Annotated in this window: 24 protein-coding genes; 10 read left to right on the forward strand and 14 right to left on the reverse strand. The window is 61.9% G+C overall.

The window, feature by feature from the left end; translation table 11 throughout:
• Positions 1-104 precede the first annotated feature (104 nt).
• Both htpG and AC1D06_RS09670 read left to right on the forward strand, forming a co-directional pair.
• Positions 105-2,000, forward strand: a complete 1,896-nt coding sequence (htpG, locus tag AC1D06_RS09665) for a molecular chaperone HtpG (protein WP_477986045.1) — start codon at positions 105-107, stop codon at positions 1,998-2,000.
• Between the two features lie 481 nt (positions 2,001-2,481).
• The gene (locus tag AC1D06_RS09670) at positions 2,482-3,600 is read left to right on the forward strand and encodes a calcium:cation antiporter (protein WP_477986046.1); all 1,119 of its coding nucleotides are present in this window, start codon (positions 2,482-2,484) and stop codon (positions 3,598-3,600) included.
• A 15-nt stretch (positions 3,601-3,615) separates the two neighbouring features.
• Here the strand turns inward: AC1D06_RS09670 and AC1D06_RS09675 are convergent, their stop codons facing one another.
• A complete protein-coding gene (locus tag AC1D06_RS09675; RefSeq protein WP_477876042.1) occupies positions 3,616-4,638 on the reverse strand; it encodes an LLM class flavin-dependent oxidoreductase in 1,023 nt (340 codons plus the stop codon).
• Between the two features lie 171 nt (positions 4,639-4,809).
• Between AC1D06_RS09675 and AC1D06_RS09680 the strand changes: the two genes are divergently transcribed.
• The 6 genes from AC1D06_RS09680 (at position 4,810) to AC1D06_RS09705 (ending at position 12,263) form a co-directional block, all read left to right on the forward strand.
• Positions 4,810-5,823: a LacI family DNA-binding transcriptional regulator gene (locus AC1D06_RS09680; RefSeq protein WP_477986047.1), complete on the forward strand. Its 1,014-nt coding sequence runs from the start codon at positions 4,810-4,812 to the stop codon at positions 5,821-5,823.
• Between the two features lie 22 nt (positions 5,824-5,845).
• Complete coding sequence (locus AC1D06_RS09685) at positions 5,846-7,165, forward strand: ABC transporter substrate-binding protein (RefSeq protein WP_477986048.1); 1,320 nt, start codon at positions 5,846-5,848, stop codon at positions 7,163-7,165.
• Positions 7,166-7,374: 209 nt separating this feature from the next.
• A complete protein-coding gene (locus tag AC1D06_RS09690; protein ID WP_477986049.1) occupies positions 7,375-8,220 on the forward strand; it encodes a carbohydrate ABC transporter permease in 846 nt (281 codons plus the stop codon).
• On the forward strand, positions 8,217-9,050 hold the full coding sequence (locus tag AC1D06_RS09695; protein WP_477876046.1) for a carbohydrate ABC transporter permease: 834 nt from the start codon (positions 8,217-8,219) through the stop codon (positions 9,048-9,050). The genes AC1D06_RS09690 and AC1D06_RS09695 overlap by 4 nt, the downstream gene beginning before the upstream one ends.
• 34 nt (positions 9,051-9,084) lie before the next feature.
• Entirely contained in the window at positions 9,085-11,193 is a 2,109-nt protein-coding gene (locus AC1D06_RS09700) for an ADP-ribosylglycohydrolase family protein (protein ID WP_477986050.1), read from the forward strand.
• Complete coding sequence (locus AC1D06_RS09705) at positions 11,193-12,263, forward strand: ABC transporter ATP-binding protein (RefSeq protein ID WP_477986051.1); 1,071 nt, start codon at positions 11,193-11,195, stop codon at positions 12,261-12,263. The genes AC1D06_RS09700 and AC1D06_RS09705 overlap by 1 nt, the downstream gene beginning before the upstream one ends.
• A gap of 82 nt (positions 12,264-12,345) precedes the next feature.
• On the opposite strand, the gene AC1D06_RS09710 is transcribed toward AC1D06_RS09705, so the two are convergent.
• From AC1D06_RS09710 to AC1D06_RS09720, 3 genes are all read right to left on the reverse strand, one after another.
• Entirely contained in the window at positions 12,346-13,554 is a 1,209-nt protein-coding gene (locus AC1D06_RS09710) for an MFS transporter (protein ID WP_477986052.1), read from the reverse strand.
• Between the two features lie 172 nt (positions 13,555-13,726).
• The gene (locus tag AC1D06_RS09715; RefSeq protein ID WP_477986053.1) at positions 13,727-14,164 is read right to left on the reverse strand and encodes an SRPBCC family protein; all 438 of its coding nucleotides are present in this window, start codon (positions 14,162-14,164) and stop codon (positions 13,727-13,729) included.
• A gap of 5 nt (positions 14,165-14,169) precedes the next feature.
• A complete protein-coding gene (locus AC1D06_RS09720) occupies positions 14,170-14,511 on the reverse strand; it encodes an ArsR/SmtB family transcription factor (protein WP_477986054.1) in 342 nt (113 codons plus the stop codon).
• A gap of 86 nt (positions 14,512-14,597) precedes the next feature.
• Between AC1D06_RS09720 and AC1D06_RS09725 the strand changes: the two genes are divergently transcribed.
• Positions 14,598-14,813: a hypothetical protein gene (locus AC1D06_RS09725; protein ID WP_477986055.1), complete on the forward strand. Its 216-nt coding sequence runs from the start codon at positions 14,598-14,600 to the stop codon at positions 14,811-14,813.
• 30 nt (positions 14,814-14,843) lie between these two features.
• Here the strand turns inward: AC1D06_RS09725 and AC1D06_RS09730 are convergent, their stop codons facing one another.
• The 9 genes from AC1D06_RS09730 to AC1D06_RS09770 all read right to left on the reverse strand — a co-directional run bounded on the left by AC1D06_RS09730 (position 14,844) and on the right by AC1D06_RS09770 (position 23,673).
• Entirely contained in the window at positions 14,844-15,158 is a 315-nt protein-coding gene (locus tag AC1D06_RS09730) for an L-rhamnose mutarotase (protein ID WP_477986056.1), read from the reverse strand.
• Between the two features lie 290 nt (positions 15,159-15,448).
• Positions 15,449-16,501, reverse strand: coding sequence for a Gfo/Idh/MocA family protein (locus AC1D06_RS09735; RefSeq protein ID WP_477986057.1), 1,053 nt, complete (start codon positions 16,499-16,501; stop codon positions 15,449-15,451).
• Complete coding sequence (locus tag AC1D06_RS09740; protein ID WP_477986058.1) at positions 16,501-17,235, reverse strand: FadR/GntR family transcriptional regulator; 735 nt, start codon at positions 17,233-17,235, stop codon at positions 16,501-16,503. Before AC1D06_RS09740 ends, AC1D06_RS09735 begins: the two co-directional genes overlap by 1 nt.
• Entirely contained in the window at positions 17,232-18,194 is a 963-nt protein-coding gene (locus AC1D06_RS09745) for an ABC transporter permease (RefSeq protein ID WP_477986059.1), read from the reverse strand. The genes AC1D06_RS09740 and AC1D06_RS09745 overlap by 4 nt, the downstream gene beginning before the upstream one ends.
• Positions 18,191-19,231: an ABC transporter permease gene (locus AC1D06_RS09750; protein ID WP_477986060.1), complete on the reverse strand. Its 1,041-nt coding sequence runs from the start codon at positions 19,229-19,231 to the stop codon at positions 18,191-18,193. Before AC1D06_RS09750 ends, AC1D06_RS09745 begins: the two co-directional genes overlap by 4 nt.
• A complete protein-coding gene (locus AC1D06_RS09755; RefSeq protein WP_477986061.1) occupies positions 19,231-20,730 on the reverse strand; it encodes a sugar ABC transporter ATP-binding protein in 1,500 nt (499 codons plus the stop codon). The genes AC1D06_RS09750 and AC1D06_RS09755 overlap by 1 nt, the downstream gene beginning before the upstream one ends.
• A gap of 66 nt (positions 20,731-20,796) precedes the next feature.
• Complete coding sequence (locus AC1D06_RS09760) at positions 20,797-21,834, reverse strand: rhamnose ABC transporter substrate-binding protein (RefSeq protein ID WP_477986062.1); 1,038 nt, start codon at positions 21,832-21,834, stop codon at positions 20,797-20,799.
• A 97-nt stretch (positions 21,835-21,931) separates the two neighbouring features.
• Positions 21,932-22,891 (reverse strand): C-terminal binding protein, encoded by a 960-nt coding sequence (locus tag AC1D06_RS09765; RefSeq protein WP_477986063.1) that lies wholly within the window; start codon positions 22,889-22,891, stop codon positions 21,932-21,934.
• A complete protein-coding gene (locus AC1D06_RS09770) occupies positions 22,888-23,673 on the reverse strand; it encodes an acetoacetate decarboxylase family protein (RefSeq protein ID WP_477882716.1) in 786 nt (261 codons plus the stop codon). The genes AC1D06_RS09765 and AC1D06_RS09770 overlap by 4 nt, the downstream gene beginning before the upstream one ends.
• A 233-nt stretch (positions 23,674-23,906) precedes the next feature.
• Here AC1D06_RS09770 and AC1D06_RS09775 point away from each other — a divergent pair, with 233 nt between their 5' ends.
• The gene (locus AC1D06_RS09775) at positions 23,907-24,671 is read left to right on the forward strand and encodes an SDR family NAD(P)-dependent oxidoreductase (protein WP_477882715.1); all 765 of its coding nucleotides are present in this window, start codon (positions 23,907-23,909) and stop codon (positions 24,669-24,671) included.
• 57 nt (positions 24,672-24,728) lie between these two features.
• On the opposite strand, the gene AC1D06_RS09780 is transcribed toward AC1D06_RS09775, so the two are convergent.
• Complete coding sequence (locus tag AC1D06_RS09780; RefSeq protein ID WP_477986064.1) at positions 24,729-25,757, reverse strand: LacI family DNA-binding transcriptional regulator; 1,029 nt, start codon at positions 25,755-25,757, stop codon at positions 24,729-24,731.
• Between the last annotated feature and the right edge of the window lie 12 nt (positions 25,758-25,769).

Genomic DNA, 25,769 nt, shown 5'->3' on the forward strand with positions numbered 1-25,769 from the left:
AACGATATTCGCATGCTCTTTCGGCAAAGCCAATCTGGACTTGAAATTCCGCTCCAGCCGCGCCATGTCTCGCGCAAAATTTCAGTCTGAACGGAGAGATCCCAATGACACAAGACGTTCTCGACCAGCCCGCCGAACAGCATGCCTTCGAGGCCGATGTCAGCCGCCTGCTCTACATGATGGTGCACTCGGTCTATTCGGATAAGGACGTGTTCCTGCGCGAACTGATTTCCAATGCCGCCGATGCCTGCGAAAAGCTACGCTATGAGGCGATCGCGCAGCCGGAGCTCGCGGCCGATGGCGAGGCGCCGCGCATTCTGGTGTCGCTCGATGAAGAGGGCATGCGGCTCAGCGTCGAGGACAATGGCATTGGCATGAGCCGCGACGAGATGATCGATGCGCTGGGCACGATCGCCCGCTCCGGCACCCGCGCCTTTATGGAGCGGATCGAGGCCGCCAAGGCGGGCGAAGGGGCGGAATTGATCGGCCAATTCGGCGTCGGCTTCTATTCGTCCTTCATGGTCGCCGACCGGGTCGACGTGATTTCGCGCCGGGCCGGTGCGGCCGAGGCCTGGCTCTGGTCCTCTGACGGCAAGGGCAGCTATAGCGTCGCCCCGGCAGCGGTGGAGGATGCCCCGGTACGCGGCACGCGCGTCGTGCTGCATCTAATGGAAGATGCCAAGACCTATACCGGCAAGTGGGCGGTGGAGCGGATCATCCGCGAACAGTCCGGCCATGTGCCGGTGCCGATCCAGGTGCGCGATAAGCCGGACGCCGAGCCGAGTTCGGTGACCGATGGTGCGGCGCTGTGGACCAAGTCGAAAAACGACATCAAGCCTGAGGAATATACGGATTTCTATCGCGGCGTCTCCGGTCAGTATGACGAGCCGGAACTCACCGTGCATTTCCGCGCCGAGGGCCGGCATGAATATACGGCACTCGCCTTCGTGCCGGGAGCGCAGCCCTTCGATCTCTTCGATGCCGATCGCAAGGGCCGGATGAAACTCTATGTGAAGCGCGTCTTCATCACCGACGAGGCGGAACTGCTGCCGCGCTATCTGCGCTTCGTGCGCGGCATCGTCGACACGTCGGACCTGCCGCTCAACATTTCCCGCGAGATGATCCAGGACAGCCCGATCCTCGCCGCGATCCGCAAGGGTGTGACCAGCCGTATTCTGACCGCGATCGAAAAGCTCGCCGAAACAGAGGCCGAAAAATTCCTGAAAATCTGGGAAATGTTCGGCAGCGTGCTGAAGGAAGGGCTTTATGACGATTTCGAGCGCAAGGGCCAGCTGCTGGCACTGTCGCGCTTCCGCACCACCGCTTCGGGCGATGGCTTCCGGTCGCTTGCCGATTATGTGAAGGACATGAAGGAAGGCCAGGACGCGATCTACTATCTGGCCGGCGGCAATCTCGACCAGCTCAAGGCCTCGCCGCAGCTCGAAGGCTTTCGCGCCCGCGGTATCGAAGTCCTGCTGCTCACCGATCCGGTCGACAGTTTCTGGGCGCCGAATGCGCAGGAATTCGAGGGCAAGACGCTCAAGTCGATCACCCAGGGCCTTGCCGATCTCGACAAGGTGGCGAAGGTCGACGGCCAAGCCGAGGATAATGCGGAAGCCTCCGACGAGGTCAGGAACTTTATCACCTTCGCCAAGGAGACATTGGCCGCCGAAGTCGCCGACGTCCGCGTCTCGGCCCGGCTGACCGAGAGTGCGGCCTGCCTCGTCGCCTCTGAAAATGCGCTCGATCGGCAGTTGGAAAAGCTGCTGCAAGGCGCGGGACGGCTGCAGACGGCGGAGAAGCCGGTGCTGGAAATCAATCCCGGCCATACGCTGGTCAAATCGGTGGCAGGCCTCGGCGATGCCGATTTCCGCGCCGACGCGGCCTGGCTGCTGCTTGATGAAGCGCGTATCCTCGACGGCGACAAACCGGCCGATCCGCGGGCCTTCGCCGGTCGCCTGTCGCGCCTGTTCGAGCGGGCGCTGGCAGGGCGTTCGTAAAACAGGGTATTTTAGCCCTCTCGCTCTTGAAACGGTGCGATGTCATATTAGATTCATCTCAACGGGACTGATTTTTCTCCTCCCCTCGGTCCCCGTCATCGGCAATCTCCCTGGCTGATGACATTGTCAGAAGCCCGGCGTTCCCCCTCCCACGCCGGGCTTTTTTTGCCTTGATTTTACTGAGAATCGTCAAGCCACTTCGCTTGTGCCGCTTTGCGAAATACGCGTAGCGATGACGTCGCTCAGCTTCGTGTTTCCCTTCAGTGCCATGCAGCCGTTATTCTCCCGAAACCAGGGACCACTTTTGGTCGACATGCTGCAGACTGCCAAAAACGGATCGCATTCGTGCTTGATCCGGATCGGCGCCATCATCGTTGATCGCAAAGTCTTGCTCGAGGGACTCCCCAGCAACGGCAATAGGCATGTATAAGGAAAATGCCTTTGGGACGGGGCTGCCTTTTCAGGATTCGGGGGATCCATCGTGCAGATTGCCAGTTATCGCCGCATCTTTCTTTTCTACGGGCTGCCACTCATCTGTATCCTGACCGCACTGATCGTCCGGACGAGGCCGTTGCAGGGTTATAATCTCGGGCCGACATTCATGGCCACGGCCGGCGTCCTGCTGATCGTCCTCGTCCTGGCGACCGTCTTCATCGCACTGCATCACGCCGACACCATTGCCAAGCATCTGGGCGAACCCTGGGGGACACTGGTTCTGACCTTCGCGGTCACCGCGATCGAAGTTTCGATCATCATTTCCATGATGCTGCATGGCGAGAACAATCCGACGCTGGCGCGTTCTTCGGTGTTCTCCACGGTGATGATCGTCTGCAGCGGTCTCGTCGGGATCTGCATGACCTTCGGCGGCTGGAGGCATCGCAACCAGGAGATCAGGCGCCAGGGCACGAGCGCGTTCCTTGCCGTGCTCATCGCCATCACGGTCCTGACAATGGTGCTGCCGAACTTTACGCTGACGACATCTCCAGGCACGTTCTCCACGGCTCAGCTTGCCTTCGTCAGCATCCTCTCCGTGTTTCTTTACGCCAGTTTCATCTTCGCGCAGGTGATCAGCCAGCGCGACGACTTCATGGAGGCGTTCGACGGTGAATTGGCTGAGGCCGACGCCGAAAACACGACGAATAGAGCGGCACTCAAGCATGGCGTATTTCTGCTTATCAGCCTGCTCGGCATCGTGCTTCTCACCGAAGAGGTGGCCTCCCGCGTCGAGGACGCATTGCATCATTTTCAGATCGCACAGGCGGATTCGATCGTCGGCGCCCTGATCGCTCTTATCGTGCTGATGCCGGAGGCGCTGTCGGCCGTCCGAGCCTCCATGGCCAACGAGCTGCAGCGCGGCCTCAACATCGCGCTGGGTTCGGCCTGCGCCACGATCGGGCTGACGATCCCAGCGGTCGCCATGGGAAGCCTGATCACCGGCCGCGGACTGACATTGGGCCTCGACGCGGCGCAGACAGTGCTGCTGCTTCTCTCTCACACGATCTGCATCGTCAGCTTCGGCACTGGCCGAACGACGACGCTCACCGGCGTGACGCATCTCGCCGTGTTCCTCACCTTCATCCTGCTGACGATCATTCCGTAGAATGCCGTCGCCGTCTCAGCGCCAGCCCAGCGCCGGGGCGACGTATTTCAGGATCGATTCAATGACATGGGCGTTGTAGGCGACGCCAAGCTGGTTGGGCACGGTGAGAAGCAGCGTGTCGGCCTCGGCAATTCCTTCGTCCTGCTTGAGCTGCTCGATCAACGCGTCCGGTTCGGCGGCGTAGCTGCGGYCGAAGATCGCCCGCATATTGGCGTCGATGAAGCCGATCTTGTCCTCGTCGTCACCCTCGCGGCCGAAATAGGCGCGGTCCATGTCGTTGACCAGGGCGAAAATGCTGCGGCTGACCGAGACACGCGGTTCACGCGTATGTCCGGCTTCTTTCCATGCCTCGCGATAGGCGCGAATCTGGACGGCCTGCTGGACGTGGAAGGCCTCGCCGCCCTCGTCTTCCTTGAGCGTCGAACTCTGCAGGTTCATCCCGAGCTTGGCCGCCCAAACAGCTGTGGCGTTCGAGGCCGCACCCCACCAGATGCGTTCGCGCAGACCCTCGGAATAGGGCTCAAGGCGTAGCATGCCGGGCGGATTGGGAAACATCGGCCGCGGATTGGGTTGGGCAAAACCTTCGCCGCGCAGTACGTCGAGGAAGACTTCGGCATGATGCCGGGCCATATCGGCATCGGACTGGCCCTCCGGCGGCTCATAGCCGAAATAACGCCAGCCATCGATCACCTGCTCCGGCGAACCGCGGCTGATGCCGAGCTGCAGCCGTCCGCCGGCGATCAGGTCGGCCGCACCGGCATCCTCGGCCATGTAGAGCGGGTTTTCGTAGCGCATATCGATGACCGCCGTGCCGATCTCGATGCGTTTGGTCCGGGCGCCGACCGCAGCGAGCAGCGGAAACGGCGAGCCGAGCTGCCGGGCAAAGTGATGGACGCGAAAATAGGCGCCATCCGCCCCGAGTTCTTCGGCGGCAACGGCGAGATCGATGGATTGCAGCAGTGCATCGCCGCCTGAGCGTGTGCCGGATTGCGGCGAGGGGTTCCAGTGGCCGAAGGAGAGAAAGCCGATTTTTTTCATGAGTATGCACACGCATTGAATTGAACTTAGGCGCCTTCTTCGCACACTTTCACGTCTCGAAACAGGCATTGTCCAGACAACGCTGCGTACACGATCGGGAGATAGCACTTGACATAGCCGCCCCGAGAAATCTATTGATACGTATCACTAATACGTATAAGTAATTCCATCATGGTCAATACACGTGCAACGCAAAAGGATGTGGCTCGAGCCGCCGGGGTTTCCCAGGCGACCGTGTCCATGGTGCTGAGCGGCGGTGGCGGGTCGATCCCGGCAGAGACCTGGGAGAAGATCACCAAGGCGGCCAAGGACCTCGGTTATGTGCCCAACCGCTTCGCGCAGGCGCTGAAGACCAATCGGTCGATGACGATTGCCTGCATCGTGCCTGACATCACCAACCCCTTCTATCCGTCGCTGATCCGCGGCATCCAATCGGTCGCCGATGGGCTGAGCTACGATGTCATCGCCGTCAACACCGATGGCGCGCCGGAACGCGAGCGCCATTTCCTCGATTGGGCGCGACAGGGCCGTGTCGATGGGGTCATCGGCGTGTTCTTTACGCTAAGAGCAACCGATTTCACGCCGCTTGTCGAGGCCGGCGTGCCAGTGGTGCGGATCGAATCGTCCAAGAAGCGCGGCGGCGATATTCCGGTCGATGATATTTTCGTCGATAGCCGAGCCGCGGCGCTGGCCGTGACGGAATACCTGATCGACCAAGGCCACCGCCGCATTGCCATGGTCGCCGGCCGGCGCGGGCCGCAGGCGACGCGCATCGACGGCTATCGCGCCGCACTTGCCAAGGCGGGCCTGGAAGAACACGTCGCCATCGACGAGGAATTTTCGGAGATCGGCGGAACTCGCGCCGCGGAAACCATTCTGTCGAGCGCGTTCAAACCGACGGCCATCTTCGCTGCCAACGACCTGATGGCGATCGGCGTCATGCAGACGCTGCGCGACCGCGCCATCGACATTCCGCGCGATATCGCCGTCGTCGGCTTCGACGACATCTCGGCCGCCAAGCTGGTGACGCCGCCGCTGACGACCGTGGCGCAGTTCCAGTGGAAAATGGGTGAGCGCGCCGCAGAAACCCTGATGGAGCGCTTGCGCGGGCTGAGGACCGGCGCGGGAACTGCGCTCGAAATGCCGTTCGAATTGATCCAAAGGGGCTCGACCCGGGCCACCTGAGGCAAACCTGGAGGAGGAAAACATGCAACGCCGTACTGTATTGAAAGCCGGACTTGGTCTGGCCAGCCTGCCGCTTCTGCCACGCTTCGCCTTCGCCGCCGATCAGAAGCCGATCGGCTTCTGGTATGAATCCGCTTCGCCCGAAAATCAGGATAACCTCAAGAATCTCCTGGTCGATCCGTTCAACGCGGCGCATCCGGACTATTCGCTGAGCATCGATTTCCGCGGCTCTGACCTCGACAAGCAGCTGCGCGTCGCCATGCTCGCCGGCACCGGACCCGATATCGTTTTCACCGCCGGACCGAGCTATGTCGCGTCCATGGCCCAGGCGGGCCAGCTTCTGCCGCTTGACGACTATGCCAAGAAATACGGCTGGAACGACAGCATGCTGCCGATCTTCCTCGATCTCGGCAGATATAACGGCAAGCTGTATGCGCTGGCCAAGACCTATGAAACGCTCGGTCTGTTCTACAACAAGACGCTGTTTGCGAAGAACGGCTGGAAAGCTCCGACCACGATCGAAGAACTGGAAAAGCTCGCCGATGAGATGAAGGCCAAGGGCTTGGTGCCGTTCGGCGCCAGCAATGCCGACTGGCGCGGCGCCAATGAATGGCATGTCTCGATCGCGATCAACTCGATCGCCGGCCCGGACATGGTCTACAAGGCACTGACCGGCGCCATCCCGTGGACCGATCCGGCCTTCGTCACCGCGATCGACAAGCTGGCAGAGTGGTGGGACAAGGGCTACTACGGCGAAAACTATTTCTCGCTGACGCTGGAACAATCCTTCGCCCAGATTGCCACCGGACAGGCAGGCATGTCGCCGACCGGCACCTGGAGCTTTACCAACGTCCAGACCTATTTCCCGCAGAACAATGCCGAGCCGGGCTTTGTCGGCTTCCCCAGCGCCAAGGGCGCTCCTGTCTTCCCGCTCGGCATCGGTTCGACAATTTCGGTCAACGCCAAGTCGGAAAATCCCGACGGCGCCGCAGCCGTGCTCGATTATATGTTCAAGCCGGATTTCTACAGCAAGATGAATTCGGCCTGGCAGGGCGAGTGGAACATGCCGCTCAAGGACCTGTCGCAGGTGAAACTCTCCGACAAGGTGATCCCGCTCTATACCGAAGCGATGAAGAACCTGTCCGCCGCCGTCGGCGCCGGCAATTATGGCTATACGAGCTGGACCTTCCTGCCGCCGGCCACCGACACCTACATGATCAGCGGCATCGAAGAGGTCTGGCTGAAGAAGATCAAGACCGCCGATTACCTGAAAAAGCTCGACGATACATTCAAGCAGGAAAAGGACGCCGGCAAGGCTCCGGCTATTCCGCCGCGGGCTTGAGAAGCTGAACAGTCGGGCAAGCGCACGGCGTAAGAACCCTCTCTGGCCTGCCGGCCATCTCCCCCACAAGGGGGGAGAAGACTCGTGGCACTCTCCTTGCCTCAATTGCGGCACAGGCGGTGCGGCCGGGTTAAGCCCCTCTCCCTTGTGGGGAGGGGTTGGGGAGGGGTCTTTGTCCAGCACGCATAGTCTGCCTCGGAGGAGAACCCATGCACCGCCTCTATCTTGTGCCCACGATGATCATCAACGTCGCCATCGTGCTGATTCCGGCGCTGCTGACCGTGCTGCTCGCCTTCTATCATTGGGACGGCATTTCGACGCCGACCTTTGCCGGCCTCGACAATTTCAGCAATCTCTGGAACGATCCGGTCTTCTGGGTCGCACTCGAAAACAACATTATCTGGACGGTCATTTTCCTGATCGTGCCGATCGCTATGGGCCTGTTCGCTGCCTCGATGCTGCTGATCGTGCGGCGCGGCAGTAATTTCTTCCAGGTCGTCTATTTCCTGCCGGTGGTGATCGCCACCGTCATCACTGCGCGTGTCTGGCAAGGGATGATCTATAGCCCGGCCACCGGCATATTCGCGGTGCTGAAGAAGTTCGGCATGCCCATTCCCAACCCGCTTGCCTATCCCTCGATGTCGCTGTTTGGCGTCGCAACCGTCGACCTCTGGCACTGGTGGGGTTTTCTCTGCGTGATCTTCTTCGCCGCCCTTCGCCAGGTGCCGCAGGAGCAGATCGAGGCGGCACGGTTGGAAGGCGCCACCTACTGGCAGATGATGCGCTATGTGCTTCTACCCGGCATTCGCCCAACGATCACGCTGATGATGATCATGACGGTCATCTGGTCCTTCCTGGCCTTCGACTTCGTCTACATCCTGACACAGGGTGGGCCGGCCTATTCGAGCGAGATGCTTTCCACGCTTGCCTATCGCCATGCCTTCTACGATCTCGACGTCGGTCAGGCAGCCGCGGCAGCGCTGGTGATCAGCATTTTCGGCCTTATCGGCACCTTCTTCTACGTCCGCATCTCGACCAAGGAGGGCGACCAATGAGACTGGTCGAAAGCCGCGCCACGCTGGCAATTTCCTATTTCTTCCTCGGGCTGTTCGCCTTCATCGCGCTGTTTCCGATCGCGCTGCTGATCCTCAATTCGCTGAAGCCGGCGGCGCAGATCGTGCAGGCGCCGCTCGCCCTGCCGAACCCGATCCGGTGGGAGAATTTCTCGCATGCCTGGCACGATGCGAAATTCTCAAGAACCTTCATCAATTCGGTCATTATCAGCGCCACGACCATCGTGCTTGTCTGCGCCACCTCTTCGCTGTCGGCCTATGTGCTGGCGCGCAAGAAAATCGCGTCGTGGAAGGTGTTCACCTTCTACCTGCTGGCGACCACGACGGCACCGGTGCAGCTCTATCTCTTCCCGCTCTATTTCGGCTTTGCCAAGCTCGGCCTGATCAACAACGTCTTCGGCGTAGCACTGATCTACACGGCGCTTTACAGCCCCTTCGCGGTGATGCTGCTCCGGACCTATTTTCTTGCCGTGCCGAAGGAACTCGAAGAGGCGGCGATCGTCGATGGCGCCACCCATTGGCAAGTGTTCTGGCGGGTGATGCTGCCGATCGTCTCGCCCGGCATCCTCACTGTGGCACTGATCATCGGGCTCAATTCCTGGAACGAGTTCCTGATCGCCACGACCTTCCTGCAGAAGGCGGAGAACACCACCGCCGTCATCGCCTTCTACCTTCTATCCGGCCAGTACAGCTCCGACTGGGGTGAGATCATGGCCGCCGCCCTTATCATCGTCGTCCCCGTCGTCGTGCTCTTCGTCTTCATGCAGAGACGTTTCATCGAAGGCATGGCCGGCGGCTCGGTGAAGGGCTGATCTTTTCGAAATTTTACATATGGAGTGATCCGCAATGCAGCTTCCGAACGACTATCTCGAACGTGTCTATGCCGGCGTGCTGGGCAAACTGGTCGGCGTCTATCTCGGCCGTCCTTTTGAAGGCTGGACCTATCAGAAGATCATGGAGGAGCTCGGCCCGATCGAATATTACGTGCATGAGCGCCTCAATCAGCCGCTGGTGGTCACCGATGACGACGTTGCCGGCACCTTCACCTTTGTGCGTGCGCTCGAAGATTATGGCATCAAGGCGAACCTTTCGGCCGAGGAAATCGGCAAGGCCTGGCTGAATTATATCGTCGAGGAACGGGCGATCCTCTGGTGGGGCGGCAACGGCAATTCGACCGAACACACCGCCTGGCTCAACCTCAAGAAGGGCGTGCCCGCCCCCCATTCCGGCTCGATCGCCACCAATGGGCAGGCTGTGGCCGAACAGATTGGCGCGCAGATCTTCATCGACGGCTGGGCGATGGTGGCGCCGCGCCAGCCGGAACTGGCCGCCAAACTCGCCGAACAGGCGGGCAAGGTCAGCCATGACGGCGAATCGGTCTATGCCGCCATGCTCTGGGCGGCGATGGAAGCCGAAGCCTTCGGCTCGGCCGATATCGACCATCTGCTCGATATCGGCCTGAAGCAGATTCCGAGCGATAGCCTGATTGCCAGGCTGATCGCCGACATCCGCGCCTGGCACAAGGCCAGTTCGGATTGGCGCGATACGCGGCAAAAAATCCAGGACAAATATGGCTATGACAAATATCCGGGCAATTGCCACGTCGTGCCCAACCATGCGCTGATGGTCATGGCCGTGCTCTATGCGCCGCATGACTTCCAGAAGGCGCAGATGATCGTCAACACGTCCGGTTGGGACACGGATTGCAATGCCGGCAATGTCGGCTGCCTGCTCGGCATCATGAATGGCCTCGAAGGTCTCGATGAAGGTCCGGACTGGCGCGGCCCGATCGCCGACCGCATGCTGATCTCGTCGGCCGATGGCGGCAATTCGATCAACGATGCGGTGCGTCAGGCCTATTTCCTCACCAATCTCGGCCTGCGGCTGGCCGGCGGCCAAGCGCTGGATGCGCCGAAAAATGGCGCCCAGTTTCATTTCTCGCTGCCGGGCAGCCAGCAGGGTTTCCGGCCGCAGGAAGGGCTCGACGTCAGCCGTGTCGTCCGCGTCGGCAATGCCGAGTTCCAAGGCGGCCGGGCACTGGCGATCGACTACGAAGCCCTCGGTCCGGCGCAAATCGCCTCCGTTACCAGCCCGACCTTCTCGCCGCGCGAAATGCTCGACATGCGCACCTATGACCTGATGGCGACACCGCTGGTCTATCCCGGCCAGATCGCCCAGGCGCATGTCGTTGCCGGTGCCGCCAACAAGGGCGACGTCGCGGTGCGGCTGCGCATTCGCGTCTATGATGAGCACGATCAGCTGCGGGACATCGACGGCGCGTCGGTGCTGGTCGAGCCGGGCAAGGAGGCGACTTTGTCCTGGACACTGCCGGACATGGGCGGTCAGCCGATCGCCGAAATCGGCCTTGCGATCAGCTGCACAGGCAAGCGCGCCGATGGCTGCCTGCTGGTCGATTATCTGCGCTGGGATGGCGTGCCGGCGCTGACGCTGAAGAGGCCGGCCGGCGACGGCGACTTCTGGCGGATGTCCTGGGTCAATGGCGCGAGCTTCTTCTCCAAGCGCTTTCCGCAGGCCTTCCGTATCGCGCAGAACAGCGGCGAAGGCATCATCATCCACGGCACCCGCCAATGGACCGACTATCAGGCCTCCGGCGATGTCATGCTGCATCTCGGCAATTATGGCGGCTTCGCCATCCGCGCCCAGGGACTGAAGCGCTATTACGGCGCCCGCGTTACCCGCGACGGCAAGATGCAGATCGTCCGCGTCCGCGATGAAGACACCAAGGTGCTGGCCGAGACCGCGTTCAAGACCGAGTTCGAGAAGACGATCTCGATGCGCGTCAGCGCCAAGGGCGATACGATCAGCTTCAGCGCCGATGGGGTCTCGCTTTCGGTTACCGACAATGACGCGGAAGCGTTTGAAGACGGCGGGGTCGGCCTGCTGGTGCATGAAGGCGCATTGTCGTCCAACGAAATCCGTGTCGGAGCAGCCTGATGGCGACGGTGACGATCGACAAGGCCCGCAAGTCCTATGGCCAGACGGAGATACTGCATGGCGTCTCCGTCGATATTGCCGACGGCGAATTCGTCGTGCTGGTCGGCCCGTCGGGTTGCGGCAAGTCGACATTGCTCAGGATGATCGCCGGGCTCGAGACGATCACCGGCGGCACGATCAGCATCGGCGGCCGGGTGGTCAACGACCTGCCGCCGAAGGAACGCGACATTTCCATGGTCTTCCAGTCCTATGCGCTATATCCGCATATGACGGTGGCGGAGAACATGGCCTTTTCGCTGACGCTTGCCGGCGCGCCGAAGGAAGAGAAGCAGAAGCGGGTCGCGGAAGCGGCGCAGATTCTCGGCCTGACGGACCTGCTCAGCCGTTATCCGCGTCAGCTCTCCGGCGGCCAGCGGCAGCGCGTCGCCATGGGCCGGTCGATCGTCCGGAAGGCACAGGTCTTCCTGTTCGACGAGCCGCTTTCCAACCTCGACGCCAAGCTGCGCGTCGCCATGCGCGCCGAGATCAAGAGCCTGCATCGGAGGCTTGCCACCACCACGGTCTATGTCACCCACGACCAGGTCGAAGCTATGACCATGGCCGACCGGATCGTCGTGATGAATGCCGGCAATATCGAGCAGATCGGCAGGCCGCTCGATCTCTACGACAATCCACAGAGCATGTTCGTGGCGGAATTCATCGGTTCGCCGTCGATGAACATGCTGAAGGGCCGGATCGAGGCGGTGGACGGCCAGCCGATATTCCGGCTTTCGGGCGATGCAGCGCTGCCCCTGCCACAGAGCCTCAACGCGGCGGCGGGCGCCGAAGTGGTTTACGGCATCCGCCCGGAATATTTCTCCATGACGGCGAATGGATCGGGCATTCCGGCTACTGTCGTCGTGGTCGAGCCGCTCGGGCCGGAGACGCAAGTGACGGCGACCATCGGCAACCAGACGGTCGTGGCCATGTTCCGCGAGCGGCTCAACATTCAACCCGACGAGACGATCCGGCTTTTGCCGCAGGTCGAGCGCATCTGCCTGTTCGACAAAGCCGGCAAGCGGATCAACTGAGAAGCGGAAAAGCAGACACGTCTGATATTGAATGCTTGGGCGCCGGCTCGATAATCATCGCCGGCGCTCATTTTCGGGCAAATCAGGCGGTAGCGGCAGCCTGTAGCGGCTTCGGGATCGGCTTGAACAGCATGGCGATCAAGAACGCGCCAAGGCCCATGGCCCAGGAGCCGACATAGAGCCAGGTATAGCTTGCCGTCGTGTCGTAGATCAGGCCGCCGGCGACCGGTCCCAGCGCCATGCCGAGGCTGCCGGCCATCGACGTGCCGCCGATCACCGTGCCCATCATCCTCAGCGGAAAGTTTTCGCGGGCGATCACGGCATAGAGCGGCATCACGCCGGCATAGATGAAGCCGAACAGGGCCGCTGCGGCATAGAAGCCGAACAGGCCATTCGCAAGTAGATAGCCAAGCGCGCCAAAAGCCTGCGTCAGCAAGCCGAGCACCAGAATATTCTTGGCACCGAACCTGTCGCCCAAAAGACCGAAGACAATACGGCCGCCCATGCCCGCCAGGCCTTCGATGCTATAGATAGACACCGCCGCCATCATCGGAATGCCACAGGTGATGGCATAGCTGACGGTATGGAAAATCGGGCCGGAATGGGTGGCGCAGCAGAAGAAATTCGTCAGAACCAGGACGATGAACTGCGGCGATTTCAGCGCCTGCTCCAAGGACATCGATTCATGCGGATGCTCTTCGGCCGGGGCGGCGCCGGCTTCGAGCGCCGGCGGTCGGCGGACCAGGAAGGACAGCGGGATCATCACGACGGCAACGACGAGGGCGATCACCTGCATCGAGGTGCGCCAATCGTGATGGGTGATCAGCCAGGCGGCGAAGGGCGACATAGTCATCGGCGCCACGCCGATGCCGGCCGAAACGAGCGACACGGCAAGACTGCGATGCGCATCGAACCAGCCGGTCACCGAGGCCATCATCGGCACCAGCACGGCAGCCGCCGCAACACCCATCAGCAGTCCGAAGACCAGTTGGAAAACCAGAAGCGATGTCGTCAGGCTCGCCAGCGCAAGGCTCACCGCCATGAGAACGGAGCCCGTCAAAACGATGGGGCGTGGACCCCATTTATCGGAGAGGCCGCCCCAGACCATGCTGGCGAAAGCCATGGCGAGGAAGCCGATGGTCATCGCGCTCGAAATGCCGGTCACGGACCATTCCGTCTCCTTGGCGATCGGCCTGAGGAACACGGGCAGGGAGAACATGGCGCCGATGGCGATGCAGCCTAGAAGACCGCCTACCGCCACCATCACCCAACGATAATGTGCATTCATCATTTCTTCCTCCTTGGCACCGGCAACAGGGCCGAAACGCGGCCCCTTCCCTCCCGGCTCGGCTTAAAGACGCTGCGGCAACCTCGATTTCGACATCCGGTCGAAAATTTTTTGACTGCCGCATAGCCGGAGCATGCAACCGGCTTTTCTTGCTCGCCGGCCGGCCTTCCAACGATCAGGTCAGCACCACATCCCCGGTTTCGAGCAGCGACTTGAGGTTGGACAGGATCTTCGGCCAGCCGCCCGACACGGCGGTGATGAGCTTGGAGTCCTCGACATCGATCATATGCGTGACCGACAGTTTAACGGCATTGGCGACCGGTTCGACCTCGATCACACAGCGCGAAAAACCCTCTGCCTTCAGCTCCGGCCGGAACTCGTTCTGCCAGCGGATGACGATGCGCTTCGGCGGGTCATATTCGAGGATCTCGCCCTTGTCGGTAATCGTACCATCCGGATAGAGCATCTTCCAGGGAGAGCCGACCTTCCATTCCGAATCCATGACGACGCCGAACCAGTATTTGCGGGTGAATTCCGGCTTGGTCAGCGCTTCCCAGAGCGCTTCGGGCGTGGTGCGGATGAAGGTGACATAGGCAAATTTGTCGCCGGCCATGGCTGTTACTCCGTCACATCGGTTGCGGGTCTCTCAGTGCTTTCCAGTGCTGCCTTCAGCTCGGATAAAGCATCCAACTGGCGGCGCTCGAATTTATTGATCCAGCGCTCGGCGATCTCGTTGATCGGAACGGGATTGATGTAATGCAGTTTTTCGCGGCTCTGGCGCTGCCATGACACGAGATTGGCCTCTTCCAGGATCGCCAGATGCTTGGCGACCGCCTGCCGCGTCATGTCGAGACCGTCGCAAAGTTCGCCTAGCGTCTGGCCGTTCCGCTCGAACAGGCGGTCCAGCAGAAGCCGGCGGCTGCGGTCGGCCAGAGCTCGAAAAACAGCGTCGTCATTCATAGCTCCATGATAGGGAACCAAAAGGTTACATGTCAAGTGGAATCCGTTAAAGCGCGGAAAAACGCCGGCCAATCCCGGTCAAGGGATTGCCGCAACGGGTGCTGAACGGGACGGATCGGGAAGATTGGGATGGAGCAGATACAGAAAACCCGGCGCATCAGAGATGCACCGGGCTTTCCAAAAAGGTGACCACCGGCTGGGAGGAGGAGATCGGCTCCGATGACCAGGAAGATAATGCTGCGACGCACATTCGACAAGCGGCAATGCTGCATCGCAGCTATGCAGGATCGCATTACCAGTAAATACTGTCATCGGCGGTAAAGGCCGCCGATCTATTCCATGAAGAACTGCTTTGGCAGCAGATAGGGAAATTGCGTCGTCGGATCGACGTCGATCTTCATCAGCGGCGCCATCCATTCACCCCAGCGGGCATTGATCGGATCGACGGCGAGTTTTTGCTGCGACGCCTTGAGGTCGTCGGTCTCGAAGAAGCCGAAAAGGGTCAGGCCGTGGCGGAAAATGTTGTAGTTGCGGACGCCGGCGGCTCGGAGTGCGTCCAGCATGTCCGGCCAGATCTCGTCGTGACGCTTCTTGTATTCGTCCTCATATCCGGACCGCACTTCGAGAACCCATGCATAGGCGGTCATCTCAATCCTCCTTCCTGATGCTAGAGCGTGTCGCATCTATTTGGAGCCATTCTGTTGGCTCAAGCGGGTCGTCTGTTGGGCCGGCAGGCGCGCGTCGTACAATGACGCACGGCCAAGCCGGCTGGCCCAACAGGCGGCCCGCTTCAGCGAACCCTCCGGGCCGGGCGTCTTTCCGCCAGTTCCTGCGGCGATGGCCTCGACGGTACATCTGTGTACTGCCGTTCGGCCATCGCCTTGGTCCTGATGAAAATCCGTCCCGGCAGAATGGCTCCAAATAGATGCGACACGCTCTAGACCCCGGTGCCTTCGGCTTTGCCGGACCTGGCAGAGCGGTACATGGCGTCCAGCGCATCAGTCACCCGCGCACCGACCATCGCATCAGCCGGATTTGAGACCGGCTTGCCGGCGCAAAGCTCGGCAAAGCGCAGGACAGGCAGAGCGCCGTTATAATCCGCATCGCCGGCAGCGAACGGCACGCTCTCCTCCTGGCCGTCGAGACGGCTGATGTCGAGCCGGCCTTTGCCGCTTTCACTGGCGAAGAAGATCATGCCTTCGGAGCCGTAGATGCGGATATCGAAATGCAGGCCGCGCTGCTTTGGCACCGTCGAGGCGCCGGAGAGCGACACCGTCGCGCCATTGGTGGTGCGGCCAACGGCAGCGTCATAATAGTCGACACCGCTCGGCGATTTGCCGTCCAGGCAGTAGATGGAATCGAACCTGATATCGGCGACATGCACCAGCCAGCCCAGTGCATGCGACAGCTGGCCCCAGCCATAGCCGCCGGCACGCGCCGGGTCGGCCCAGGTGGAGGCTGGCGGGCGGAAGGTGTGATCCTTGGTCTCCAGCATCGGCGCACCGGCAAACAGGTCCTCCAGCGCCGAACCCATCTGGCAGACGACATGCCGCACGGTGCCGATCCGTCCCTCGCGTACCGCCGCTGCAGCGCGCTCGGTGAAAGGGGTGAAACTCATGGCCGTCGGCACCATGACCTGCCGGCCATATTTCTGAGCCGCGGCGGCGATCGCCCAGGCGTCTTCGGCGCGTGTCGCCATCGGCTTTTCGACCAGCACATGAGCACCGGCGGCAAGGCCGGCGATCGTCGGCTCGGTATGGGCAACATGCGGCGTCGAGACGATCAGGCCGTCCAGCTTCTCAGTCGCCAGCATGGCCGAGAGATCGGCATAGCGTCCGGCAATGCCGAACTGGTCGCCCACCGTGTCGACGCGGCCGCGATCCAGATCGCAAAGGCCGACGATCTCGGCATCCGTCTTGTTCCTGATGACAGGCACATGGTTGATGGTCGCCCACCAGCCGACGCCGACGAGGCCGATCCGCGCAGCCATCAGCTTTCCTCCGCCTTGTTGCCCTGCTTGATCGTCGATTGATAGACGTTGCGCATATGTGTATCGGCGGCGCGCGCTGCCGCCTCGGGGTCGCGCGCCTTCAATGCCTCGAACAAGGCATGGTGATCGCGCAGCGACTGCTGCAGCACGCCCGGAGTCTCCGATGCCCGCTTGCGGAATTCGAGACCGAGCACGTTGAGGCTTTCGCCGATGCGCTTGAGCACGGCATTGCCGCAACCGGCCCAGATCAGCTCATGGAATTCGAAATCGGCGTTGCGGAAGGCGAGCGGATCGTTGATCGTGTCCTGCTGTCGCTTGAGGCTGGCTTCGAGCGCCACAAGCGAAGCCTCGTCCATATTTAGCGCGGCGCGGCGCGCCACGTCGGATTCGATCAGGCTGCGCACGTCATAGAGTTCGCTGACATTGGTCTGTTCGAGCTGCAGGTAGAACTGGATCGGTCCGAGTAGCGTGTTGGGGCTGAGGTCGCTGATGAAGGCGCCGCCGCCCTGACGCGTCCTGACGACGCCCAGCACCGTGAGCCCACGCATGGCTTCGCGCACCGAGGGCCGCGACACATTGAGCGAGACCGCAAGATCACGCTCCGGCGGCAGCGCATCCCCGGGCTTCAGCACACCCGCCTTGACCATGTCGAGGATGCGACGGACGACGATTTCCGCCACGGATTCGCGCACGATCGGGATCTCGAAACCTTTTTCGGTGAAGGGTGGGCTCATGAGCTCGTCTCCGCTTTCATCTGCGCATGCCGACCAAACTTGAAGCGCGGCGCGATCACCGATGCAATGAGGAGAATGCCGATCACGCCGGTCTGGATATGGCCGGTGACATTGGCGAGCGCCATGCCGTTGCGCAGATTGAGCACGATCAGGATGGAAAGGCCCGTTCCGATCAAGGTGCCCTTGCCGCCGAAGATCGAGACGCCGCCGAGAAGCACGATGGTGATGATGTCGAGCTCGAAGCCGAAGGCGACATCGCCGCGCACCGCCCCCACCCGCGCCGCATAGAGCAGGCCGGCAAAGGCCGAGATCAGGCCAGAGCCGATGAACAGGATCATCTTGTGCCTGATAGTATTGATGCCGGCGAACTCCGCCACGTCTCGGTTCGAGCCGATGACATAGGTCTTGCGGCCGAAGCCGGTGCGCTGCAGGACGACATAAAGCACGACGAAGAGCACGAAGAAAGCGATCAGCGAGAAGGGGATCGGGCCGATCAGGCCATTTTGTCCGAGACCGTCAAACCAGCCGGGAAAGTCGTTGATGCCGTGGTCTTCGACGAGGACGCGAGCCAATCCGCGATAACCGATCAATGTCGCCAGCGTCACCACCAGCGACGGCAGGCCGACCCAGGTGATGAACCAGCCATTGATCGCGCCGCCCACGACACCGATCACAAGGCAGATGGCGATCGCCAGGCGCGGATCGACGCCATGCTGAAACAGCCAGCCGAAGGCGCAGGCCGAAAGGCCCATCATAGAACCGACAGACAGGTCGATCTCGGCATTGATGATGATGAAGGTCATCATCAGCGCGACGATGACCTTTTCGATCGACAGCTGGAAGACGTCGACCTGGTTGGAGACTGAGAGGAATTCCGGCGAGACGGTGGCGCTGACGACGATGATGACGACGAGCACGGCAAGCAGAAAGCCTTCCCAGTTGCGGAGCCGCTTGATCATGGCGTACCTGCCCTTCTTTCCARCGCAATGCGGTGGGCGCGTGCGGCCCGGAACGCCGAAATCCGGCGGTTGAGGATCGTGTCTACGGTGACGGAGAGCAGGATCATCGCGCCGAGCACGGCCTCCTGCCAGAATTCGGAAACGATCTGCCAGCGCACCAGGCTGGTTTCCAGGAGATCGACGAGGATCGAGCCGAGGAAAGCGCCGATCACCGTGCCGGAGCCACCAAAGATATTGACGCCGCCGACCACGGCGGAGGCGATGGAATTGAGTTCGAAGCCCAGACCGGCGACGACGGTGATGTTGCCGAACCGGGCGAGAAACACGAAGCCGGTCAGGCCTGCCATCAGTCCGGAGAGCAGAAAGGCAGTGAATACCACCCGCTGTGAATCGATGCCGGCCATTTCAGCGGCTTCGGGATTGGAGCCGACGGCGAAAAGCTGACGGGCGGGTCTCAACTGCGTCATCGCCAGATGGGCGATCAGCACGACGACGATTGCCGCGACGAAGCCGGCACGGAACTGCATGTCGCCGATCGTAAACAGCTGATAGTTGGGGAAATCGGTCAGCCACGACGGCAGTTGCTCCGTCGTCACCGATTCGCCGCCAGAGAATTCGACCAGGGTGGAGCGATAGATCGCCATGGTCGCCAGCGTGACGATGATCGACGGCACCCGCACATAGGCGACCAGAACACCGTTGATGATGCCGAAGCCGACACCCAGCAGCGCCGAATAGAGCAGCAGCACGATCGGGTTTATCGCCGGGAAATGGGCCACCATGCTGCCGGTGGCGAAGGCGACGAAGCCGACCACCGAGCCGACCGAAAGGTCGATATTGCGCGTCAGGATCACCAGCGTCTGGCCGGTGGCGATGATCGCCATGACCGCCACGGACGACGAGATGCGGTTGAACAATCGGCCGTTGAGATAATTCTCGATCTGCGTCGAGAAGAACAGCAGCAGCAGGATCAGCACGCCGATGAGCACGAGGATGCGCAGTGTTTGCGGACTGATGCGGTCGAGCWGGGTCTGCATCAGGCCGCACTCCTCTGGCCGGTTGCAAGCGCCATGACCTGTTCCTGGTCGGCATCCCTGTGGTCGAGGATCGCCTTCTGCTGGCCCTCGCGCATGACGAGGATGCGGTCGCCCAGCGCCAGCACTTCCGGCAGGTCGGAGGAGACGACCAGTGCCGCGCCGCCATTGGCGACGAAGCTGCGAATGAGGTCATGCACCTCCGCCTTGGCGCCGACGTCGATGCCGCGCGTCGGTTCGTCGATGATCAGCAGATCGGGTTTCATGTTCAGCCATTTTGCCAGCATGACCTTCTGCTGGTTACCACCCGAGAGCATGCCGACCCGCATCTCGACATCGGGCGTACGGATGTTGAGCAGCTTGCGGAAATGTTCGGCCGTCTCGCGCTCGGCCGCCGTATCGATCAGGCCAAGCGGCGAGAGATAGCGGCCGAGGGTCGCCAGCGTCACATTCCAGCGGATCGGCAGCGCCATGGCGAGGCCGAGCTTGCGACGGTCTTCCGAGACATAGGCGATGCCGGCATTGATGGCATCGCGCGGCGAGGTGATCTTCAGCGGCTGGCCCTTGTAATGCACCGCGCCCTCCGTCAGCTTCAGCGCGCCGAACAGCGCGAGCGCTACATCGGTGCGCCGAGCGCCGATCAGGCCGGCCATGCAGAGGATTTCGCCGCGGCGAAGCTCGAAATTGATGCTGTCGAAGACGCCGGCAACGCCGAGATCCTTCACCGACAGCAGCACTTCGTCGCGCGCCGTCGACGGCATCTTGGTGAAATAATTGCCGACCTCGCGGCCGACCATCTCGGCCACCATCAGTTTCGAATTGGTCTCAGCAATCGGCCGCGTCGAAATGTGGCGCCCATCGCGGATGACGCTGACGCGGTCAGCGAGTTCGAACACCTCTTCGAGGCGGTGGGAAATATAGACAACGGAGACGCCTTCGCGCGCCAGACCACGGGCGATGCGGCGCAATTCACTCGCCTCGTGTGCGGAGAGCGACGCGGTCGGCTCGTCCATGATCAGGATGCGGACATTCTGGCTCAGCGCCCGGGCGATCTCGACGGCCTGCTGCTCGGCCAGCGTCAGACCCGAAGCGATGCGGTCAACGTCGAGCGTCATGCCGATGCGGGCGATCAGCGCCTCGGCCTTGCGCCGCATGGTACTGCGGTTGAGAAACAGGCCTTGGCCGGTGGCCGAGATAAAGATGTTCTCGGTGACGTCGAGGTCGGGGAAGACCATCGGTTCCTGGTAGATGGCGGCCACGCCCATCTGCCGCCCAGCCTTCGAACCCGAAACGGTCACCGGCTTGCCATCGATCTCGATTTGGCCGGCGCTCGGCTGGTAGATGCCGGTCATGATCTTGATCATGGTCGACTTGCCGGCGCCGTTTTCGCCGACAATGGCGTGGACTTCGCCGGGATAGAGCTCGAGCGTCATGTCGATCAGCGCGGCCGTCATGCCGAAGGTCTTGGAGACGGACCTGAGCGCCAGCGTGGGTTGGGTCATTTTGTCGGGATTCCGGTAACTTGAGGTATCGCGGCCGGACAGACATCCGGCCGCGACAGCGTCGTCTCACTTCGAGGCGGCTTCGACATTGTCCTTGGTGTAGACTGTGAAGGGTCCCATCAGGATGCGCTTGGCGCCGGGACGCAGCGGGTCGGCCTCGATCTTGTAGTCGCCCATGCGGCCAGCATGGAAGGTTTCACCGATGTCGCCCTTCAGCTGGCCGGTCGCCAGGCCATAGGCGGTGTAGTAGGTGAGGTAGCCGAGGTCGCGGAAGCTCCACAGCGCGAATTGCGGCGCGCAGCCCTTCATCGTGTAGGAGACCATTTCCGACGGCAGGCCGAGGCCGGAGACCTTGATCTTGTCGCACAGGCCTTCGTCCTGCATCGCCTTGGCTGCGGCCTGGATGCCGACCGTGGTGGGCGCCATGATCAGCTTCATGTTCGGGTATTTGTCGACCAGCGCCAGCGCCCGGTTATAGCTGACTTCCGACTGGTCGTTGCCATAGACGACATCATCGAGCTTGAGATCCTTGTATTTCGCATTCTTCGCCAGCACATCCTTCATCGACGCGATCCAGGCGTTCTGGTTGGCGGCATCCGGGCTTGCCGAAAGCACCGCAAACTCGCCCTTGCCGCCGAGGATGGAGTAGGCCATGTCGGCCATGACCACGCCGATCGAGCCGAAGTCGACCTGCGCGACAAACACGTCCTCGCTCTTGCCGGAGGGGATCGGGCTATCCCAGGTGACGATCTTCGTGCCCTTGTCATGCGCCGCCTTGGCAGACGGGACGATCTGATCACCGGCATTGTCGGAGATCATCACCGCCTTCTGGCCCTGTGTGCCGGCGGTGGTCATCATTTCAATCTGGCCGGCGACGGAATTTTCGGGCGTCGGACCTTCAAACAGCAGCTTGCCCGGATTGGCGAGCTCCTTATGAGCTTCCTCCGCGCCCTGATGCGCCTGGTCGAACACCAGGATGCCGAGGAATTTCGGCAAAAGCACCATGTCGGCGCTCTTGCCCGGTTCGAGCTTGAGAGCGGCCGAATAGGCCATGCCGGTGGTGCAGAGCAGGAGCGCAGTTGCTGCGCCCAGAATCTTCGTCATTCGCATCGTCACTTCCTCCCAGTTGAAACCACGATCCCATATCGGGGTTTTCGCCCTGTGCCCGAAGCCGGACGCAGGTATTCCTCCTTGAAAATCATCACATGCGCACCGGCTTGCGCGGGCCTTCGCCCCGGAGCGCACGCGTCACATCCTCCGCCACCAGGCACTGCAGGCGCTGGATGGCACTGTCCGAATACCAGGCCGCATGCGGCGTCAGCATGAGGTTCGGCGCCGCGCGGAGCGGACTGTCGGCCGGCAGGGGTTCGACTGCGAAGACGTCGAGCGCGGCACCGCCGATAGTGCCGCGGGCGAGTGCGTCCGCGAGGTCGTCCTCGCGGATCAACTGGCCGCGCGCCGAATTGATGATGACGGCATGCGGCTGCATGGTTGCCAACCGCTCGGCGTTGAAAAAGCCAATGGTGTCGGGCGTAGCCGGAGCATGCAGGCAGAGGATATCGGCCTGTCGCAGCAGTTCGTCGGCGTCAACCTGACGGACACCGAGCGCTTCGGCATCCGCGGCCAGCAGGACCGGGTCGGAGGCGATAAAACGGAAGCCGAAGCCGCCGAGACGCCGAAGCACGGAGCGCCCGATCTGGCCCAGTCCGAAGAAACCGAACACTGTGTCGGCGAAAGGCTTCATCGGCCGGCAGACCTTGGCGGCCGCCCATTCGCCGCGCCGGACGGAAGCATCGAGCGCCGCCAGTTTGCGCAGCATTGCCAGAGCCGCTGCCACAGTATGCTCCGCGACTTCGTCGGCGCAGTAATCCGGCACATAGCCGACCTTCAGATTGTGACTGCGGGCTGCGGAAAGGTCGATATTGTCATAACCGACGCCGTAGCGGATGACGGTGGCGCCCGGGTTCAAGGCTGCCGCCGCCTTGGTACCGAACGGAGCAAATTGCACGAGGGCGACATCGGCGCCTTCGACGGCTGCCGCCACCTCTTCGGCCGTTCGGCATTGATGGGCGGCGAATTCGGCACCCGCAGCGCGCGCGGCGGCCTCCTCCTGCTCGAGCATCGGAAAGGTGTAATCGGTCACGACGACCCGGGCAGTCATGGCGCGACCTCCAGATAGTCATGGATGATCTCGCCCGCCACGAGGGTGAAGTCGGCCCGCCAGTAGAAGCCGCGCAAAGGCTCGATCACCGGCAGCCGGTAGACCGGCAATTGCGCATTGGGCCTGAGTTCGACGGTGCAGGGCCCCTCCCATGCCTCATGGACCGTCACCTCCGCCAGGCAGCGGGAGGTCAACTGGCGGATGGCCGGTCGGCCGTCGATATGGTTGACAGCCTTGAGATTGAGATTGGTGGTGAAGTCGAAATAGGGGTTCAGCGCCTCGGGTCCGACCGGCTTCTGCTTATAGGGCAGCGTACCGGTCAGCACATCGATGCCGTTGCGCTCGACACGGCCGACGATCAGGTCGCCGCGCATCTCGACCGAGGGCATGCCGAGCTTCTTCGGCTGGCCATGGATTTCGCGGCCATGGGCGACACCGATATCCGAGGACAGGACAAGATAGGGCGAGTAAGCGCCTGAGGCTTTGCCCGGCAGTTCCGCGCCGAACATGAGATTGGCCTCCGAATAGGGGCCGAGCCAGTCGGTGTCGTTCATCTTGTAGATATGCACGCAGGCAATGTCGCCGACCGGCTTGAGCGGCGGCGGCAGCAGAAAGGCCATGGCCGACGGATCGGTGCGCCAATAGAGCGTCATGATCTCGGCATTGCGGAAACGGAAGGGAAAGGGCGGGATCATCGGCGCATCCCAAGGCGTGGAGAAGTCGCCCTTGCGAATGTCGTCCTCGGTCGGACGGGTGACGCCAAATCTGGTTTCGCCGCTCATGCCGCAAGCCCTCGCACGACATGTTTGCCGCACTCGGTTCCGTCGCGCCGAATGTGCTCGAAATCATTGAGATACTGGCAGGCGATCGGAGCCGCCTCAATGTGCGTCCTGGCCGTCATTCTCTCCCGCAGCGCTGGGCAAAAGCGTTTGACAAACGCGCAAACCCCGCGCTACCCTCCTTAAAATTGGTCAGGCCAATTAACATCACTTCCAAATCTGGGTCAACTGACAAAATGTTTAATCTCGCCCCCGTGCCCGTCCCCAATCTCGCTGGAAAGACCATTCTCGTGACCGGGGCGGGCCGTGGAATCGGCGCCGAACTGGTGCGTATTCTCGACACGGCGGGGGCGAAGGTGTTTGCCGGCGTCCACATTGCCGACCGCATCGAGGACCATCCCGTCGGGGTGAGAAAGCTGATGCTGGACGTGACCAGGCAGGAGGATGTCGACGCAGCGATCGAGGAGATCAAGGCGCAGGCGGGCCGGCTGGATGTACTGGTCAACAATGCCGGAACGATCTCGACGATTGGGCCGCTGACCGATTTGCCCGCCAGCGCATTGAGCACGGCCTTCGAGGTGAATGTCGTTGGCGTCCACAGGATGACGACCGCGGCGCTGCCACTTTTGCGCGCAACAAAGGGCAGGATCATCAATGCCGGAACAGGTGCCGCGACGACACCGATGGAAGGCTGGGCCGCCTATTGCGCCTCCAAGGCCGGCATGCAGATGCTGACGCGAATGATGGCGCTCGAACTTTCGCCAGGCGGCATAAAAACCTTCTTCCTCGGCATACCGCCAACGAACACTGTCATGCAGGACAAGATCCGCGCCTCCGGCCTCAACCCGATCAGCAAGATCCCGCGGGAAAAGCTCGTGCCCATCGCCGTGCCGGCCTCCTGCATGGCCTGGCTGTGCAGCGCCGCTGCCGACGCGGTCGAGGAGGTGCTGCTGGATGTCCGGCAGGATCTGTTCACGCAGCAGATGTCGCTGGCGCTGTAGCGTCGGTGCTGGATGGCTCCTCGCTGGCGGCCATCGCCGGACGGAGCCCTGACCTGCCTATTTCCGCACCGGCAGGCACGATCCGCCGAGGATCAGATGGGTCGGGAAGGAAATGCGCTGCGCCGGCCGATCCCCTTTGCCGCTCAACCGTTCCAGCAGGAGCTGCGCCGCCGTGCGGCCGATATCCTCCACGGGCCGGTCGATCAGCGTGATCGGCCCCGGGTAAAGCAGTGCCACGTCCGAGCGGTCGCAGGCGATCAGCGAGATATCGTTGGGCACCGACACGCTCTGCTGCTGCATGGCGCGCAGCACGCCGACGAGAATGCGGTTGCCGGCGGCAATGATCGCCGTCGGCCGCTCCGACATCTGCAGCAAAGTCGTCGCCTCGCGAAAACCATAGTCGGCCGACAGGCTCTGCGAGCGGATCAGGTCGCGGGGCACCGGCAGGCCGGCGCGCTCGAAGGCCTCGACGAAGCCGCGCACCCGTTCGCGGCCCGGGCGAATGTCGCTGCCGGCGGTGATCAGCGCGATGCGGCGATGGCCGAGTTCGATCAGATAGTTGGTGGCTTGCCTGAGGCCCGGCGCATGCTCGGTGAGCACCGCGTCGATATCGAGCGGCAAGTCGCGGTCGAGCAGCACGCAGGGGATGCGCAATTCCTTCAGGCGCTTGATCGTGCGCGCGTCCTGCTCGTTATTGAGCGTCACGATCATGCCATCGGCGCGGCCGTGCTGCAGCATATCGATGGCCGCCGCCTCTTCGTTCGCCTTGCCATTGGTGCTCATCAGGTAAAGCGAGAAGCCGCGCTCTCGGATTTCCGCGTCGATGGCCTTGAAACAACTTGCATGCCAGGGATTGGCGATATCATCGATAACGAAACCCACCGTCATCGTGCTGCGCCGGCGCATGTTCTGCGCCCGCACATCCGGCTGGAAGCCCAGCGACTGGATGGCGGCGCGCACCTTGCCGAGCGTATCGGGTTTAACTGTATCAGGGGCGTTGAGACTGCGTGAAACGGTTCCGACCGAGACGCCCGAGACCCGCGCCACATCGCGGATCGTCGCCTTCTTCTCAACGCTTTTAGCCACGCCGATCCCCTT

It is taken from the genome of Rhizobium sp. P2_G2, assembly GCF_056403555.1.

Excerpts from the sequence above, each read along its gene's own strand:
- htpG (WP_477986045.1), top strand. The coding sequence starts at position 105 with ATGACACAAGACGTTCTCGACCAGCCCGCCGAACAGCATGCCTTCGAG.
- AC1D06_RS09680 (WP_477986047.1), top strand. The coding sequence starts at position 4,810 with ATGGTCAATACACGTGCAACGCAAAAGGATGTGGCTCGAGCCGCCGGG.
- AC1D06_RS09685 (WP_477986048.1), top strand. The coding sequence starts at position 5,846 with ATGCAACGCCGTACTGTATTGAAAGCCGGACTTGGTCTGGCCAGCCTG.
- AC1D06_RS09690 (WP_477986049.1), top strand. The coding sequence starts at position 7,375 with ATGCACCGCCTCTATCTTGTGCCCACGATGATCATCAACGTCGCCATC.
- AC1D06_RS09695 (WP_477876046.1), top strand. The coding sequence starts at position 8,217 with ATGAGACTGGTCGAAAGCCGCGCCACGCTGGCAATTTCCTATTTCTTC.
- AC1D06_RS09700 (WP_477986050.1), top strand. The coding sequence starts at position 9,085 with ATGCAGCTTCCGAACGACTATCTCGAACGTGTCTATGCCGGCGTGCTG.
- AC1D06_RS09705 (WP_477986051.1), top strand. The coding sequence starts at position 11,193 with ATGGCGACGGTGACGATCGACAAGGCCCGCAAGTCCTATGGCCAGACG.
- AC1D06_RS09710 (WP_477986052.1), bottom strand. The coding sequence starts at position 13,554 with ATGATGAATGCACATTATCGTTGGGTGATGGTGGCGGTAGGCGGTCTT.
- AC1D06_RS09715 (WP_477986053.1), bottom strand. The coding sequence starts at position 14,164 with ATGGCCGGCGACAAATTTGCCTATGTCACCTTCATCCGCACCACGCCC.
- AC1D06_RS09720 (WP_477986054.1), bottom strand. The coding sequence starts at position 14,511 with ATGAATGACGACGCTGTTTTTCGAGCTCTGGCCGACCGCAGCCGCCGG.
- AC1D06_RS09730 (WP_477986056.1), bottom strand. The coding sequence starts at position 15,158 with ATGACCGCCTATGCATGGGTTCTCGAAGTGCGGTCCGGATATGAGGAC.
- AC1D06_RS09735 (WP_477986057.1), bottom strand. The coding sequence starts at position 16,501 with ATGGCTGCGCGGATCGGCCTCGTCGGCGTCGGCTGGTGGGCGACCATC.
- AC1D06_RS09740 (WP_477986058.1), bottom strand. The coding sequence starts at position 17,235 with ATGAGCCCACCCTTCACCGAAAAAGGTTTCGAGATCCCGATCGTGCGC.
- AC1D06_RS09745 (WP_477986059.1), bottom strand. The coding sequence starts at position 18,194 with ATGATCAAGCGGCTCCGCAACTGGGAAGGCTTTCTGCTTGCCGTGCTC.
- AC1D06_RS09755 (WP_477986061.1), bottom strand. The coding sequence starts at position 20,730 with ATGACCCAACCCACGCTGGCGCTCAGGTCCGTCTCCAAGACCTTCGGC.
- AC1D06_RS09760 (WP_477986062.1), bottom strand. The coding sequence starts at position 21,834 with ATGACGAAGATTCTGGGCGCAGCAACTGCGCTCCTGCTCTGCACCACC.
- AC1D06_RS09765 (WP_477986063.1), bottom strand. The coding sequence starts at position 22,891 with ATGACTGCCCGGGTCGTCGTGACCGATTACACCTTTCCGATGCTCGAG.
- AC1D06_RS09770 (WP_477882716.1), bottom strand. The coding sequence starts at position 23,673 with ATGAGCGGCGAAACCAGATTTGGCGTCACCCGTCCGACCGAGGACGAC.
- AC1D06_RS09775 (WP_477882715.1), top strand. The coding sequence starts at position 23,907 with ATGTTTAATCTCGCCCCCGTGCCCGTCCCCAATCTCGCTGGAAAGACC.